The sequence below is a fragment of the Wolbachia endosymbiont (group A) of Eristalinus aeneus genome (assembly GCF_964026915.1).
GTDB lineage: Bacteria > Pseudomonadota > Alphaproteobacteria > Rickettsiales > Anaplasmataceae > Wolbachia > Wolbachia pipientis.
In genome coordinates this window covers 252,897-269,220 of sequence record NZ_OZ034712.1, presented here as the reverse complement: position 1 = coordinate 269,220, position 16,324 = coordinate 252,897, and the positions used below count along the sequence as shown (strand labels likewise).

13 protein-coding genes and 2 pseudogenes are annotated in these 16,324 nt (G+C 33.6%); 4 read left to right on the top strand and 11 right to left on the bottom strand.

Going from position 1 to position 16,324, the window contains the following annotated elements; translation table 11 throughout:
* Positions 1-12: 12 nt before the first annotated feature.
* From AAGD62_RS01375 to AAGD62_RS01365, 3 genes are all read left to right on the top strand, one after another.
* Positions 13-845, top strand: a protein-coding gene (locus tag AAGD62_RS01375; RefSeq protein WP_341812725.1) for an IS5-like element ISWpi1 family transposase whose coding sequence is annotated in 2 segments (ribosomal slippage) — positions 13-382 and positions 382-845 — 834 coding nt in all. Because the reading frame shifts where the segments join, the coding sequence is not laid out codon by codon here.
* Positions 838-6,561, top strand: coding sequence for a hypothetical protein (locus AAGD62_RS01370; protein ID WP_341812724.1), 5,724 nt, complete (start codon positions 838-840; stop codon positions 6,559-6,561). The genes AAGD62_RS01375 and AAGD62_RS01370 overlap by 8 nt, the downstream gene beginning before the upstream one ends.
* Before the next feature lie 58 nt (positions 6,562-6,619).
* A protein-coding gene (locus AAGD62_RS01365) for an IS5-like element ISWpi1 family transposase (protein WP_094189578.1) occupies positions 6,620-7,452 on the top strand; the annotation gives its coding sequence in 2 pieces (ribosomal slippage) (positions 6,620-6,989 and positions 6,989-7,452; 834 coding nt in all).
* Between the two features lie 23 nt (positions 7,453-7,475).
* Here the strand turns inward: AAGD62_RS01365 and AAGD62_RS01360 are convergent.
* Positions 7,476-8,071 (bottom strand): annotated as a pseudogene (locus AAGD62_RS01360) (IS5-like element ISWpi1 family transposase); the annotation flags it as partial.
* A gap of 95 nt (positions 8,072-8,166) precedes the next feature.
* Between AAGD62_RS01360 and AAGD62_RS01355 the strand changes: the two are divergent.
* Complete coding sequence (locus AAGD62_RS01355; RefSeq protein WP_246484375.1) at positions 8,167-8,568, top strand: hypothetical protein; 402 nt, start codon at positions 8,167-8,169, stop codon at positions 8,566-8,568.
* Between the two features lie 97 nt (positions 8,569-8,665).
* Here AAGD62_RS01355 and ccmE read toward each other — a convergent pair whose 3' ends face one another.
* The 10 genes and pseudogenes from ccmE to AAGD62_RS01305 all read right to left on the bottom strand — a co-directional run.
* A complete protein-coding gene (ccmE, locus tag AAGD62_RS01350; RefSeq protein WP_155969452.1) occupies positions 8,666-9,058 on the bottom strand; it encodes a cytochrome c maturation protein CcmE in 393 nt (130 codons plus the stop codon).
* Positions 9,042-9,179: a hypothetical protein gene (locus AAGD62_RS01345; protein WP_182158513.1), complete on the bottom strand. Its 138-nt coding sequence runs from the start codon at positions 9,177-9,179 to the stop codon at positions 9,042-9,044. The genes ccmE and AAGD62_RS01345 overlap by 17 nt, the downstream gene beginning before the upstream one ends.
* A complete protein-coding gene (locus tag AAGD62_RS01340) occupies positions 9,176-10,027 on the bottom strand; it encodes a biotin--[acetyl-CoA-carboxylase] ligase (protein ID WP_155969450.1) in 852 nt (283 codons plus the stop codon). The genes AAGD62_RS01345 and AAGD62_RS01340 overlap by 4 nt, the downstream gene beginning before the upstream one ends.
* Before the next feature lie 12 nt (positions 10,028-10,039).
* A complete protein-coding gene (locus AAGD62_RS01335) occupies positions 10,040-11,416 on the bottom strand; it encodes an NADH-quinone oxidoreductase subunit N (protein ID WP_155969448.1) in 1,377 nt (458 codons plus the stop codon).
* Positions 11,413-12,855: a NuoM family protein gene (locus AAGD62_RS01330; RefSeq protein WP_155969446.1), complete on the bottom strand. Its 1,443-nt coding sequence runs from the start codon at positions 12,853-12,855 to the stop codon at positions 11,413-11,415. Before AAGD62_RS01330 ends, AAGD62_RS01335 begins: the two co-directional genes overlap by 4 nt.
* Positions 12,856-12,858: 3 nt before the next feature.
* Positions 12,859-14,706, bottom strand: coding sequence for an NADH-quinone oxidoreductase subunit L (nuoL, locus tag AAGD62_RS01325; protein WP_155969443.1), 1,848 nt, complete (start codon positions 14,704-14,706; stop codon positions 12,859-12,861).
* Between the two features lie 4 nt (positions 14,707-14,710).
* On the bottom strand, positions 14,711-15,019 hold the full coding sequence (gene nuoK, locus AAGD62_RS01320) for an NADH-quinone oxidoreductase subunit NuoK (RefSeq protein ID WP_341812754.1): 309 nt from the start codon (positions 15,017-15,019) through the stop codon (positions 14,711-14,713).
* Entirely contained in the window at positions 15,010-15,597 is a 588-nt protein-coding gene (locus AAGD62_RS01315; RefSeq protein WP_006279581.1) for an NADH-quinone oxidoreductase subunit J, read from the bottom strand. The genes nuoK and AAGD62_RS01315 overlap by 10 nt, the downstream gene beginning before the upstream one ends.
* 73 nt (positions 15,598-15,670) lie before the next feature.
* Positions 15,671-15,952, bottom strand: coding sequence for a hypothetical protein (locus AAGD62_RS01310; RefSeq protein WP_155969441.1), 282 nt, complete (start codon positions 15,950-15,952; stop codon positions 15,671-15,673).
* A pseudogene (locus AAGD62_RS01305) lies at positions 15,949-16,299 on the bottom strand (IS5-like element ISWpi1 family transposase); the annotation flags it as partial. The pseudogene AAGD62_RS01305 and the gene AAGD62_RS01310, both read right to left, overlap by 4 nt.
* Positions 16,300-16,324 lie beyond the last annotated feature (25 nt).

Below are 16,324 nucleotides of genomic sequence, written 5' to 3'. Positions count from 1 at the left end.
TACGGGGTAAAGATGAGAAAAAAGTATCCAACAGATCTAAGCGAAAGGGAATGGGCAAGAATAGAAAGACACTTCAGAGTATCATACAAGAAAGGAGGAAGGCCGCCAAAGTATAGCAAAAGAGAAATATTAGAAGCAATTTTCTATGTATTGCGTACAGGGTGTCAATGGCGGTATTTACCAAATGATTTTCCGCTATGGAAGACTGTGTATGAGCAGTTCAGGCAATGGAAGAAGCAGGGAATTTTTGAGAAAATGAATTATGAAATTACAAAATATAGTAGAAGAAAAATAGGAAGGAATGAGCAGCCGAGTGCCTGTATAGTAGATAGTCAATCTGTAAAGACTACAGAAAAGGGAGGATCAAAGGCTATGATGGAAGTAAAAAAGTAAAGGGTAGAAAAAGGCATATAATTACAGACACTCAGGGTTTTATACTAGGTTGTTACGTAGGCGCTGCTAACGAAAATGATAGAGATGGTATTAAAATAGCATTAAACAATATGAGAACAAAATATACTAAAGTTAAAAAAATGTGGGCTGACATGGGATACCAAGGAAGAAATTTAAAGAATCACATAAAGGAAGAATATGACATAGATATTGAAATTGTTAAAAGGCCTCCATGTAGATTTTGGGTGCACAAAGATACGCCACCTGAGCTACTACCAACAAGAGAACAAGGGTTTAAAGTACAGCCAAGAAGATGGGTTGTAGAAAGGACTTTTGCTTGGGTTAATAGGAATAGAAGGCTATCGAAGGAGTATGATTTACTCACAACATCCACTGAGAATTTCATATACCTAGCTATGAGTAGGGTTATGTTAAAGAGGGAATATGCTTGAATTTACTAGTTTCCGGACAACCTCTAATAGTAAGAGCACTCTAGAAAAGTCAGATTTTGTTACTAGAGAACCTATTTCCATTTTCAGTGGGATAAAAAATGCAAAGAATGAAGAGGAAAAAAAGAAGCTTAATCAACTTTTAGAGACACTAAGGAAGAAATTGCCTGAGGGCTTTAAGATAGGAGCTGCTATAGGTGAAGGGGATTGTTTCTTTGATTCCATAGCTCAAGGATTGAACGAGCTAAAAGATAAAGGTCTGATTGCAGGTAGTAAAGGATTTAGTGTAAAGTCTTTGCGGGAAAATTGTAAGCAATATGCACAACAAGTTAATCAATCAAAAAAAGGTTCATGGTTGGGTAGTGCTTTAAAAGGAGAAGGTGAAAAACTTTGTGAATATATTCCGCGTATTGAATTTACTGCAGAAGACATTGAAAATACAAGCTCTGATTCAGAAATAAAAATTCTAAAGTTGGAAAACGCTATATGGGGAAGACCTGAAGTTGAAGGAAAAATGATATGCGAAAAGTATGGCGTGAAAGTTAGGACTATAGAATTGAGAGATAAAGAGATAGATGGATTACATGTTACTAAAGGTAAGGTAGGTACAGGTAATAATATTATTTACATAGTGAATTACAGGAACCATTTTGTACCACTTCTTAGTAATATTGAAAAAGATATAAAGAGAAGCATAAAAGTTTCTAGAGAGGAAGCTTACGGTAATGTGGTAGGTTCAAATTCAAACAATATTTCTCAATCTTACATTTCTACACCATTACAAGATATAGAAAACTCCTCGCATAAACAAGGTAGTCATTCAAGGGGTCCAGGTAAGAAAAATCATAAAACAAGTAGAAAACGTGGGCGTTCTGTTATGGATAAAGATAATAAAGCACCAAAAAGGGCGCGCATGGATGTAAATGTTGCTAGTAATGAAGATTTAGAATCTCCTAGTGATTTACAAGATGAACCTAGACAGAATGAATTAGATAATACTTGTCAAACTAAGCAATACATTCCTCATCATTTGATAGGGCTTATGTATCGATTAGACTTGTCAGTGCTTTGCTCACTTAGAAAGTCTACGTATGAACATAAATATCCTTCATTGTCATTAGCGTTTGAAGATTCTGAAATTGATATTTTTAGTAATATTGTTCTTCGTTACGAAAAGAAGTCTATTCATATACGAATTGAAAATGTAGACGAATATTATATAGATAATGATATTAGCTATGCTAAATTATTTACTAAAGAAAGACGAAGTTCTTCTATTAATAGTTACTTTGGTAGTTTTGTTAAACATCTAATCTCTAAATCAGATAGTTTATCAAATAATGTAGAATATCTTATTGTCTATACTAATTCAGGCTTGGATCTTACAGAAAAAAAGGAATTAAAAAAAGGACAGTTGAGAAATTTTTATCCTTTTAAATTTGATAGCATAAATACAGAGGAATGTGACATTTTAAAAGACTTTTTGTTTACAAATGATAATACGCAAGGGAGTGGTTTTTATCAGTTTTTGCAGGATGATGCAACAAGAGAAGAACTTTTAGGACAATTAGAATTTTCTCCTGCTATGCAAAAAGCAATAAAAGGGAGAAAACTTTCTCAAGAGTTTGAAAAAGAAACAAAAAAAGCATTTTTAGATAAATTAGTACTTGCAGTTAATCAGCCTAATAGAGAAGAACTGAACAACATCGTTAAAAACGAAATAAAAAAAAATAGTAAAGTTCAAGACGATTATATAGCATTACAAGAAAGAATATTGTGTGATTTAACAGCTCCAGAAAAGGATAAAAAACTTAAGAATTATATATCTGGAGTTATATATGAATTCAATTTATTAATACTCTTCTTGCATGAAATGTTCTTGAATAAAAACATGCTTTCCATAAGTTTTGAGGAAAGAAGCTATGATACATCTAATAATATTACTATTAATTATAAAGATAGAGTTACTTATGTAAAAGCTCATAATGCAGATAGTAATATTGGTTATGATCAGTTATTTCCCTCCAAAAGACAGGAAAGAAAGAATACGTTTTCTATTAATAAATATTTTACTCTTTTCATTGAAAAATTAGAAAATGATAAGGATATAAAATATTTTATTATCTATACTGATGCAGATCTAGACCTTACAGAAGAAAAAAAATTAAAAAAAGGGCAATCTAAAGATTCTTATCCTTTAAAATTTGATAGTATAGATATTCGAGAAAAAAGATATAAAATTTTAAGAAATTGTTCGTGTATAAATGGGAATGGTCTTTATCAATTTGTGCAAGAAGGAACAACAAGAGAGAAACTTTTAAGTCTATTAAAGCTTCCACCTTCTTTGCAGAAAGAAGAAGAGAAAGGAAGACTCTCTGATGAGAATGAAATAGAAATAAAAGAGAAATTTTTAGATAAACTAATACTTGCAGTTAACCAACCTAATAGGGAAAATTTGAATAGTGTTATTAGAAATGAGATAGGTAAGTCTGATATTCCATATAATTACGAGAAATTACATGAAGTAGCGTTACGTTGGTCAGAATCTCATGAATTTGGCCCTATTACGAAAGGAATAATGGAAAAGCTTTTGGAAGATATAAAAAATAATAGATCTAGTTATCAGAAAATTCAAAATAAAAACATTGATGAAGAAATTAAATTTGCTAAAAGTGTGGTTGGTAAAAAAGGAACACCTGCATTTAATCAGTTCTTAAGTTTTTTAATTAAAGGAGAAGGAAAAAAATATCTGAAAGTCATGAAAAAAGAAGGAATAAGCTTAACTAATGTGTCCAGTATCTTAGGCGGAGCGAGAGGTAAAGCTCCTACAGCATTTAAAGGCTTATATCGTCTATGGTTTGATAAAGAGGGAAACAAAACTCAATATTTAAAAACCCTAGAAAAAGAGGGAATAAATCTAGCTAATATATCTAGTATTTTGAATAGAGCAAGAGGTAAAGCCCCCACAGCGTTTAAAGACTTATATGATCTGTGGTTTGATGAAGAAGGAAATAAAACTCAATATTTAAAAACTCTAGAAAGAAAAGGAGTAAATTTGGCTAGCACGTCTAGTATTTTAAGTGGAGCAAGAGCTAAAGCTTCTACGGCATTTAAAGACTTACATGATCTATGGTTTGATAAAGATGGGAATGAAACTCAATATTTAAAAACTCTAGGAGAAGAAAAAATAAATTTAACTAATATGTCCAGTATTTTAAGTGGGGCTGGGGCTAATGCTGCAACAGCATTTAAAGGCTTGTATGATCTGTGGTTTGATGAAGATGGGAATAAAACTCAATATTTAAAAACTCTAGGAGAAGAAAAAATAAATTTAACTAATATGTCCAGTATTTTAAGTGGGGCTGGGGCTAATGCTGCAACAGCATTTAAAGGCTTATATGATCTGTGGTTTGATGAAGATGGGAATAAAACTCAATATCTGAAAACTCTAGAAGAGGAAGGAATAGATCTAACTAATATGTCCAGTATTTTGCATGGAGTAGGAGCTAATGCTACAAAAGCATTTAAAGACTTATATGATCTGTGGTTTGATGAAGGTGGAAATAAAACTCAATATCTAAAAACTCTAGAAGAGGAAGGAATAGATCTAACTAATATGTCCAGTATTTTGCATGGAGTAGGAGCTAATGCTACAAAAGCATTTAAAGGCTTATATGATCTGTGGTTTGATGAAGGTGGAAATAAAACTCAATATCTAAAAACTCTAGAAGAGGAAGGAATAGATCTAACTAATATGTCCAATATCTTGCATGGAGTAGGAACTAATGCTGCAACAGCTTTTAAAAACTTATATAATCTATGGTTTGACGTGAAAGGAAATAAAACTCAACATCTGAAAATTCTGGAAGAAAAAGGAATAGATCTAACTAATATGTCCAGTATTTTAGGTGGATCAGGAACTAATATTGCAACAGCTTTCAAAGACTTATATGACCTTTGGCTTGATGAAGAAGGAAATAAAACTCAATGTTTAAAAACTCTAGACAAAGAAGGAGTAAGTCTAACTAATATGTCCAGTATTTTAGGCGGAGCAGGAGCTAATGCTGCAACAGCTTTTAAAAATCTATATTACCTATGGTTTGGTGAAGAAGGAAATAAAACTCAATATTTAAAAACCCTAGAAAAAGAGGGAATAAATCTAGCTAATATATCCAGTATTTTGCATGGAGTAGGGACTAATGCTGTAACAGCTTTCAAAGACTTATATGGTCTGTGGTTTGATGAAGAAGGAAATAAAACTCAATACTTAAAAACTCTAGAAGAAAAAGGGATAAACCTAACTAATATGTCTAGTATTTTGAATGGAGCAGGAGTTAATGCTGCAGCAGCTTTCAAAAGCTTGTATGATCTGTGGTTTGATGAAGAAGGAAATAAAACTCAATATTTAAAAATTTTAGAAAAAGACGGAATGAGTCTAACTAATATATCCAGTATTTTGCATGGAGCAGGAGCTAATGTTTCTAAAGCTTTTAAAGAACTATTTGATACTTTTTTTGATGAGCAAGGAAATAGAAAACAGCATTTAAAGCACTTTTTTATTGAGGAAAAAGGTGGAGAAAAAAGCTTTAAGCCAAGTAACTTATCCAGTATTTTAAGTAAAGCAGGAACTAGAGCTAGATATGCTTTTGAAAAATTGCATAATGTCTGTTTTAATGATGAAGGAAAAAGAACAAAACTTTTAGATGATTTCTATAAAGCAGGCTTTAGGCCAAGTAACTTATCCTCTGCATTATGTGGAACAGGAGCTCGTGCTTCTTCTATCTTAAAAAGATTGCATATTGTTTGCTTTAATGAGAAAAGAGAAATAACAAAACTTTTAGATGATTTCTGTAAGGTAGGTTTTAGGCCGGGTAATTTATGTAGTATGTTGAGTGGAGCAAAGAATAATCTAGAAAAGAGTCTGAAGAGGTTTCATGATTTTTGTTTTATAGGAGACACAAAAAGATACTTAAATCGTTTCTTAAGCGAGGAAGAAAGTTTTACGCTGAGTAACTTATCTAAGATATTGCATGGAGCAGGAGCTAATATTTGCCCTGCTTTAAAAAATTTTCATGATGTTTGTTTTGATGAGAAAGGAAACGAAACACAGCTTTTAGGTGACTTTCGTAAGGCAGGTTTTACGCCAAGTGATTTATCTAATATATTATCCATGTCGGGAAATAATGCCACTTTTATTTTAAGAAACTTTCATAAAGTTTGTTTTAATGAAGAAAATTATTTAAATCACTTCTTGGCCGAGAAAAAGCTTTTTACGCCGAAAGATTTATCTAGAATACTACATGGAGTAGGAATTGATGTTTGTTCTATTTTTGAAAGATTGCATGACCTTTGTTTTGATAAAGAGGGAAACAAAACAAAATATTTAAACAATCTCATCAAAAATGGTCGTTATAAGATATCTGATATATTACATGAACAAGTTAAAAAAGCTTCTCCTATTTTTTTAGATAAACAGAATATTAGTAAAGGAGACAAAGTAACTAATGCATCGAGTAATTCATCCGGTAAAACGGAGCAAGAACAAAACTTGGGTAGTTTACAACAAGGTGATTCTAAAATTAAGAGAAAAACCCGGAAGAGTACCGTAAACTGGAGCGAAAACGGGCAAGAAACTGATGACGTAATAGATGATAACCCTGAAACTTATTTAAGTGATACAACAATAGATAATCAATTAATAAGATCACCAAGTTTTTAGAGGTTGTCCGGAAATAAGTAAAAGGCTATAATATCTGAAATTTTAGTACGGGGTAAAGATGAGAAAAAAGTATCCAACAGATCTAAGCGAAAGGGAATGGGCAAGAATAGAAAAACACTTCAGAGTATCATACAAGAAAGGAGGAAGGCCGCCAAAGTATAGCAAAAGAGAAATATTAGAAGCAATTTTCTATGTATTGCGTACAGGGTGTCAATGGCGGTATTTACCAAATGATTTTCCGCTATGGAAGACTGTGTATGAGCAGTTCAGGCAATGGAAGAAGCAGGGAATTTTTGAGAAAATGAATTATGAAATTACAAAATATAGTAGAAGAAAAATAGGAAGGAATGAGCAGCCGAGTGCCTGTATAGTAGATAGTCAATCTGTAAAGACTACAGAAAAGGGAGGATCAAAGGCTATGATGGAAGTAAAAAAGTAAAGGGTAGAAAAAGGCATATAATTACAGACACTCAGGGTTTTATACTAGGTTGTTACGTAGGCGCTGCTAACGAAAATGATAGAGATGGTATTAAAATAGCATTAAACAATATGAGAACAAAATATACTAAAGTTAAAAAAATGTGGGCTGACATGGGATACCAAGGAAGAAATTTAAAGAATCACATAAAGGAAGAATATGACATAGATATTGAAATTGTTAAAAGGCCTCCATGTAGATTTTGGGTGCACAAAGATACGCCACCTGAGCTACTACCAACAAGAGAACAAGGGTTTAAAGTACAGCCAAGAAGATGGGTTGTAGAAAGGACTTTTGCTTGGGTTAATAGGAATAGAAGGCTATCGAAGGAGTATGATTTACTCACAACATCCACTGAGAATTTCATATACCTAGCTATGAGTAGGGTTATGTTAAAGAGGGAATATGCTTGAATTTACTAGTTTCCGGACAACCTCTCAATATCTATGTCATATTCTTCCTTTATGTGATTCTTTAAATTTCTTCCTTGGTATCCCATGTCAGCCCACATTTTTTTAACTTTAGTATATTTTGTTCTCATATTGTTTAATGCTATTTTAATACCATCTCTATCATTTTCGTTAGCAGCGCCTACGTAACAACCTAGTATAAAACCCTGAGTGTCTGTAATTATATGCCTTTTTCTACCCTTTACTTTTTTACTTCCATCATAGCCTTTGATCCCCCCTTTTCTGTAGTCTTTACAGATTGACTATCTACTATACAGGCACTCGGCTGCTCATTCCTTCCTATTTTTCTTCTACTATATTTTGTAATTTCATAATTCATTTTCTCAAAAATTCCCTGCTTCTTCCATTGCCTGAACTGCTCATACACAGTCTTCCATAGCGGAAAATCATTTGGTAAATACCGCCATTGACACCCTGTACGCAATACATAGAAAATTGCTTCTAATATTTCTCTTTTGCTATACTTTGGCGGCCTTCCTCCTTTCTTGTATGATACTCTGAAGTGTTTTTCTATTCTTGCCCATTCCCTTTCGCTTAGATCTGTTGGATACTTTTTTCTCATCTTTACCCCGTACTAAAATTTCAGATATTATAGCCTTTTACTTATTTCCGGACAACCTCTTAGTTTCAAAGTTCTAATTTTTTATAGGAGTTAGCATGAATAATAGTAAACAAGAAAGCAAAAACGAACTTAAAGTAATAAGCAAAATAGAAGTTAACGCCAAACCTAAAGGTTATGATGAAACAGTTGCGCGAAATCCAGCGCAGCTTGGTTATGTCCACAAAGCTTTAGATAAATTAATCGCAGAGCTGAACACGAAATTCGTTCCTGAATTGGATGATGTATTGCATAACAATAGCAACTCTATCAGTCAATTAAATGACATGCTAACAGAAGAAAGGAGTAAGCTTGACGAGCTAATTACAAAGGTTGGTGATAAAGATTCAGGTTTAATTGAGAAAATAGATAAATTGAGAGAGGAAGTAGATTCATTCACGGATTCTGACATAATAAATCCCAACACCTTTTTTTCTCCAGAGTTAAATCCACTAGGATAGAAAATAGCTAATAATTAGCAAAAATAAGAAAAAGTAATAGCCCAGTGGGCTATTACTTTTTTCACATACTATTTAGGTACAGTTGGGGTTAGGGAATCTATTTTAAAACTTTCGGCATATAGTTCTCATCATGTTTTGCAAACACTGTATCTGCAAGAAAAGTACTATTATCAAACATTTTACCTTGCACAACAACACCACTTTTTTCTGAAAACATTGGTGGAAGTATTCCCTGGTATTTTACCACAACGCTTTTGTTAAAATCTGTCATTTGAAAAATTACTTCGCTTTCGCTCTGTATCACGCTATTTTCAACAACCATTCCACCAACACGGATTGGCTTTTGATTATTTGGTAAAACTATTGCCTCACTTACTGTATAGAAAAATGAGATATTTTCTTTGAGCGTTGTTAAAATAAAAAAAACTATGCAGCTTAAAAAGCAGAAAATTCCTGAAGTTATAAGTAATCGCTTATGTTTCTTCTTCATTATTATCTTTCAGGCTTTCTAGAATTTTTTTACTTTTAGTATAGCAAGAAATGGTAAAAATCAGTTCTCCGGTAATCAACGTAAAACTAATAAGGTAAGCAAAAATTACATATGTATTCATAATGCATTATCAATAAATAACTCACCTGCATCAAAATAAATTAAGCTTCCATCCTTTTGCTGCAACACCAATTTACCACTTTTATCTATATCAGCAAAAATTCCTTCATACAATTTGTCAGCTAACTTTACACTGATTTGCTCATTCATTTTGAATGCTTTTTTTAACCACATTTCTCTTATAGCATAAAACCCATCAAATAGCCATTGCTTTCTTAGCTTATTAAAATTTATTATTAATTCCTTTAACAGATCCATGTTAGACACAGATTCACCGTAATTGCTAATGCACGTTGTTCCTGGAAGTGGTGCATGATTGACATTAATTCCAATTCCTATAATGAGCCAATTCGAATTAGATCTTTTTTCAAGCAATATTCCGCTTATTTTCTTGCCATCAATAAGGACATCATTTGGCCACTTATACTGGAGATTTAGACCATTTATAAATGACAGTATAGTATTTCCAACAGCAAAAGCAGTAACAAAAGTCAATTCTGTTAATTTGCTAACATCCGCAATTTTATTCACCAAACCCTTCTCTGTCATCCCAGTGCTTGACACTGGGATCCATGCTTCTTGATTCCTAGATTCCAGCGTCACGCGCTGGAATGACACCGAAAGCTGGCTTTCATTCAGATAATCGTTAAAGAGGTTTATTACCAAACTTGCATAAAAATTACCCTCTGGAGAAATCCAGTTTTTTCCAATGCGCCCTCTACCCTCTGTTTGTTTATCAGCAACAATAACGGTTTCATTTGATATTCCTTTATCAATTAAATCCAACGCTTCTTTATTAGTGCTTGAAACTTCTTTGTAATGATGAATATGAAAGCCCTCAGGGATCACCTTGTCAGCCCTTTAGTTCAATAAGTGAGTAAAGACTTCTACATACAAGAAAAGAACGAGGTTGATCAGTGAAGCCACTGAAGTGATAATGAATAGACCCTTAGAATAAGCAACCTTATTACCACTAGCTTTATCAAAATACATAGCTTTTATGATATTTAGATAATAGTAACACGATACAACACTTGCTATTACAAGGATCAAGGACAGGCTGATAAAGCCAGAATTTATTAAACTTTTGAATATAAAAAATTTAGCGATAAAACCTGCAAGTGGAGGTATTCCCGACATCGAGAGTAACAGCACAGAAAGATGAAATGCTACAATTGGGCGCTTCTTCCCTATACCAGATAAATTTGCAATATCACAATCGTCATCGTCAATTTGTACGAGATATGAGAATAGCCCTATGCTTGTGATGATATATATCACCAGATACATTAAGGCACTATCTGTTCCTGCTTGTGTAAAAATAGAAAGTGAAGCAAATATAAAACCAATGTGACCAATTGAACTGTAAGCAAGCAGCCTTTTTAAGTTTTGCTGACGCAAGGCCCCAAAAGCTGAGATAAGCACAGACAATGCTGAAACGTATAAGAAAATAGGCTGAACATAACTTTTTACATTTACTAACTCTTCATTCATCAATCGAATTAAAAATGTTACAAGTGCAGCTTTTGGAGCTGTAGAAAAAAACGCAGTTACTATGGTAGGTGCACCTTGATAAACATCTGGAGCCCACATATGAAAAGGAGCAATAGCAAGCTTGAAACACAAACCAATTAGGATAAAGACTAATCCAAAAACTATTCCATAAGTTATCTGATGGCTTTGCAAGAATGAACCGAGCTCAGAGAAATTGACTTGTCCTGTATATCCATAAAGCAGCGACATTCCATATAGCATAATGCAGGAAGATAGTGCACTAAGTGTAAAATATTTCACTCCTGCTTCACATGAATAAGCTGAATCTTTATTAAAGCTCGCAAGAACATACAAAGATATACTCATCAACTCAAAAGCTAAATAAAAAGAAATCAGACTATTTGCTGAAACCAAAGTTATCATGCCAAATAGCGCAAAAAGAATCAGTATTGAAAATTCATATTTATAGTCATATTTTGATAAATTCAGCATCAAAAGTATTAAAATTCCTGTGCTGAGAATTAACCCTTGGGCTGACCTGATGTATAAATTGAGTTTTAACAACGAATTAAAGAGAAAAATTTCATTGTTTTCTGCCGAAATAATTAAAATAATCAAAGTTACCACTGTGCAGCCAAGTGCTAATAAGTTGATAGTTCGGCGGTTAAATATAATTCCAAGCAGTAGCAACACTAACGAGGAGATAATAGAGAACGTTTCCGGCAATATCTGTATATAATTCATAGCGCATTATATTTGACTAACAAATTTGCCATACATGGCTTCAAATAATTCAGTGCAAGGGTTGGGTAGAATCCAAGCAAAATAACAAACACTGCAAGCAGAATTAAGACAGAAAATTCTATGCTATCCAAGCGGTTATTTAATAATTTAGAATAGCTAACCCCCCATATTATTTGCTTACATAAATTCAGCATATAAACTGCGCTTAAAATAGTGCCAAGTGCGATAAATCCTGTAAAAAACCCTATGCTCTTAAACATTCCAACCATAGCCAAAAACTCACCTATGAATCCAGATGTTCCAGGTAGCCCTATTGAAGCCATTGAAAATAAAATGAACATAAAACCAAATTTTGGCATTGTGTTTACTATGCCAAAATATTTTGCAATCTCCAAAGTTCCAGTTCGAGTATATAGCATTCCAACACACAAAAATAAAGCAGCAGAAATAAGGCCATGACTAATCATTTGAAATATGCTACCCAGTACTCCTTCCTCACAAAATGAAAAGAGGCCAGCAGTAACGATCCCCATATGTGCTATTGAAGAATAAGCTATTAACTTCTTTATATCATCTTGAGCAAACGCAACTAGCGAAGCATATATCACCGCAATAATGCTCAGCACAACAACGAAATTTGAAAAATATAAACTTGCCTGAGGAAGCATTGGAATAGAAAACCTTAAAAATCCATATCCTCCCATTTTAATAAGCAAGCCAGCTAAAATCACAGATCCAGAAGTTGGTGATTGTACATGCGCATCAGGAAGCCAAGTGTGAAATGGAAACATCGGTACTTTTATTGCAAAAGAAATAAAAAATGCAATCCACAGCAATGACTGCACTTCAAGATCAAGGCTTGGCACTAATGTAGCTAATTTTTGTATATTAAACGTTCCAAAAATGTTATAGATGTAAACCAATCCAAGTAGAAATAATAATGAGCCAGTTAATGTATAAAGAAACAACTTAAACGTTGCATATACCCTGTGTTTTCCTCCCCAGATGCCAATAATAAAGAACATTGGTATTAAAACAGCTTCAAAAAACACATAAAAGCTTATAGCATTCAGTGAAACGAAAAAACCGACTACAAAACTCTCAAGCAGTAGAAATGATGCCATATATGGCCTAAGGGTTGTATAACTCATTTTGCAGTTGTAGAGTATACAAATTACAAACAAGAAAGTTGTAAGCAGAAGGAAAAGCAACGATATACCATCTATCCCTATTCCAACATTTCTAATTGGGTAGCTGACAAACTGAAAGTCCGCATCGTTATAATCAAATTCTATACAAGCTACAATGCTAAGCAAAAATGGAAGTACAGCAAAAAATAGAGCAAGGAATCTTAAGTGTATAGATTGATGATTAATCCTGATTAAGGATAAAATCAACGCTCCTATCAGTGGAAGCAAAAATATACTAAGTAACAACACCTTCTATTTAATTCCAATAATATATAAAGCACCGATTATTAAAGTAACAAACATAATAAATGCATAATCAAATATATAACCAGTTTGTAACTTTATAGAACTTTTTGAACATTCATTAACCAACCTTACAACACCATTTGGTCCAAATGAATCAATAGCCTTAACATCAAACTTCCATAGAAGCCTAGATATAAACCTTATCGGTGCAATTATAACAAACTCATACACCTCATCAAAGTACCATTTATTCTGCAAAAACTTAAGTAAAAATTTACTCTTAATTTGCCTAATTACTTGATATTGGTAAATTAGGTACGCAAGTGCTATTCCACTTAGGCTTGTTAAGGTTGGCAGTAGTTTTATAAAGAAATTATGAACTCCATGCTCATCAATCATCACTAAACTTGATTTCCAAAACGCATTACTAGTTATGTTCAAAATATTTGCTCCCCATATTCCAGAAAATACTGATCCAAAAGCGAGTATCAGTAATGGTATAAGCATAATCTTTGGTGCCTCATATATATTAATTTTACTTTGTTTTTGGCTGTGGAACACAAGAAGCAATAACCTCCAAGAGTAAAACGCTGTGAAGAATGCAACAACTAAGCTTATTACAAAAGCAAAGCTATCCGTGCTATAAGCATGTTCAATTATCAAATCCTTTGAATAAAAACCTGCAAATGGGAATATCCCAGAAAGCGCAAGAGATCCAATCCACATGAGAGCGTAAGTGCAAGGGATTTTCTTCCAGCAATTTCCCATTTTCTGAATGTTTTGCTCATGATGCATTGCATGAATCACATTGCCAGCACCAAGAAATAGTAGAGCTTTAAAAAAAGCGTGTGTCATTAAATGAAAAATAGCAACATTGTAAGCAGAAAGCCCACATGCCATGAACATATAACCAAGTTGACTGCAGGTTGAATAAGCAATTATTTTCTTTATATCGTTCTGAGTAATTGCAACGGTGGCTGCAAAAAAAGCAGTGAGTGCTCCAACGATAACTATTAATTCTCGTGCCACATTTGATAACTCAAACAATGGAGAACACTTTGCTACTAAAAATATACCTGCTGTTACCATCGTTGCTGCGTGAATAAGTGCAGAAACAGGAGTTGGCCCTTCCATTGCATCTGGCAACCAAACATGTAAACCAAGCTGTGCAGATTTACCCATACAGCCAATAAAAAGTAATATGCATATTATATGAGTTACTTTGAATTCACAGCAGAATGCCCTAATGTTCTGCGTGCCAAGAAGATCAGTTGTGTCAAAAACTTCAGTAAAATTCAAAGAGTGAAATGTATAATAAATAAGAAAGATTCCAATCAATAGTGCAAAGTCTCCTACCCTATTCACAACAAATGCTTTAATTGCTGCATTATTTGCAGAATATTTTTGGAACCAAAATCCTATGAGTAAATAAGAACATAGGCCAACCCCTTCCCAGCCAAAAAAAAGCTGCACGAAATTATCGCTTACAACCAGCACAATCATGCAAAACGTAAATAGCGATAGGTAAGAAAAAAACCTCGACTTCCCCTTATCATGCTCCATATAACCGATAGAGTAGAGATGTACTACCAGTGAAACGGTGGTAATAACAATAAGCATTAAGGATGAGAGAGCATCCACACTAATTGCCCAATTTACTTTTAAGATGCTCAATGAAAACAAAGGAAATAAACTCAAGTGATAATTTTCAGAGAAGGTGAGAAAAACATACCAAGATAAAACTGCAGATATTCCAATCCCTGCCGTTGTAACTAACTGACTTTTTCTAAAAAGTGCTGCAAATAGCGAACCAAAAAGTGGCAAAAATACTATTAATTTCAGTATATCCATCATACTTTCATTCTTTCATTAAATTTGCTTGTTCAACATCTATATTGCCACGGCTTCTATAACATACAACCAATATTGCAAGCCCAACTCCTGACTCTGCTGCCGCAACAGTCAACACAAACATCACAAAAATTTGCCCAACTATATCATTCATAAAGGCAGAAAAAGCAACTAAGTTGATATTAATTGCCAGCAATAATATTTCTATTGATAACAATATATTGATTATGCTCTTACGGTTGATGAAAATACCGCACACTCCAATAGTGAACAAAACAGCAGCAACTATCAAAAAGTGATTTAATCCTATTTCCATTCTACTCCTTTTCCAAATTTAGCCTTAATCAATTTTACAGATGAAGATTGTGTCAATTGCTTTAATACATTCTGTTTTTTAACTCCTTTTTTCTTGTCCTGCAAAGTAAGAGCAATTGCACCGACAATTGCAACAAGCAGCAGAATACCAGAAAGATGAAAAGCGTACATGTAGTCGGTATACAGCAAATTACCAATAGCTTTCACATTATTGGTATTATAGTTTATAACATTGCTTATATTCGGTGCTGAGCTGCGGATTACAAAGCTGATGACTAGAAAAAACACAACACACAACATAGCACCAAGAGTGCAATGCTTTGCAAAACCCTGGCGCAACCTTATGTAGTCAATATCGAGCATCATAACTACAAAGAGGAACAACACCGCAACCGCACCGATGTATACTATCATCACCATCATAGCAATGAACTCAGCTCCAAGGAGAATGAAAAGAACTGCAGAGTTAACGAAGGTGAAAATTAAAAATAATACTGCATGCACAGGATTTCTTACACTAATTACGCATACAGCAGATAAAATGCTGAGAATTGCAAAAAAATAAAAGAAAAAAGGCATTGATACTTTAACTGCAACAATAGTTACTAATTTAAAGTGACTATTGTTGTAAAGTCAATACTAAATGCCTACCTTATGGATGAACTTGCGATTGTGATTTTAAACACTCAGGAGTAAGGACATTCTTAATCACAGTACCTATGCTCATATGGCGATCCTTTTGCCTTTCTTCACTGACCTTTTCACAAGATTTTCCAATACCATAACCCACCAGTGCACCAACAACAGTGGCTGCAATAAATACTGCAACAGCAACAATAGCAGGAGCTAAAGTGGCAGCTCCTGCAAGGTATGCTATAGCTGCTCCAATAATTGCACCACCACTTAGAGGTTGTCCGGAAACTAGTAAATTCAAGCATATTCCCTCTTTAACATAACCCTACTCATAGCTAGGTATATGAAATTCTCAGTGGATGTTGTGAGTAAATCATACTCCTTCGATAGCCTTCTATTCCTATTAACCCAAGCAAAAGTCCTTTCTACAACCCATCTTCTTGGCTGTACTTTAAACCCTTGTTCTCTTGTTGGTAGTAGCTCAGGTGGCGTATCTTTGTGCACCCAAAATCTACATGGAGGCCTTTTAACAATTTCAATATCTATGTCATATTCTTCCTTTATGTGATTCTTTAAATTTCTTCCTTGGTATCCCATGTCAGCCCACATTTTTTTAACTTTAGTATATTTTGTTCTCATATTGTTTAGAGGTTGTCCGGAAATAAGTAAAAGG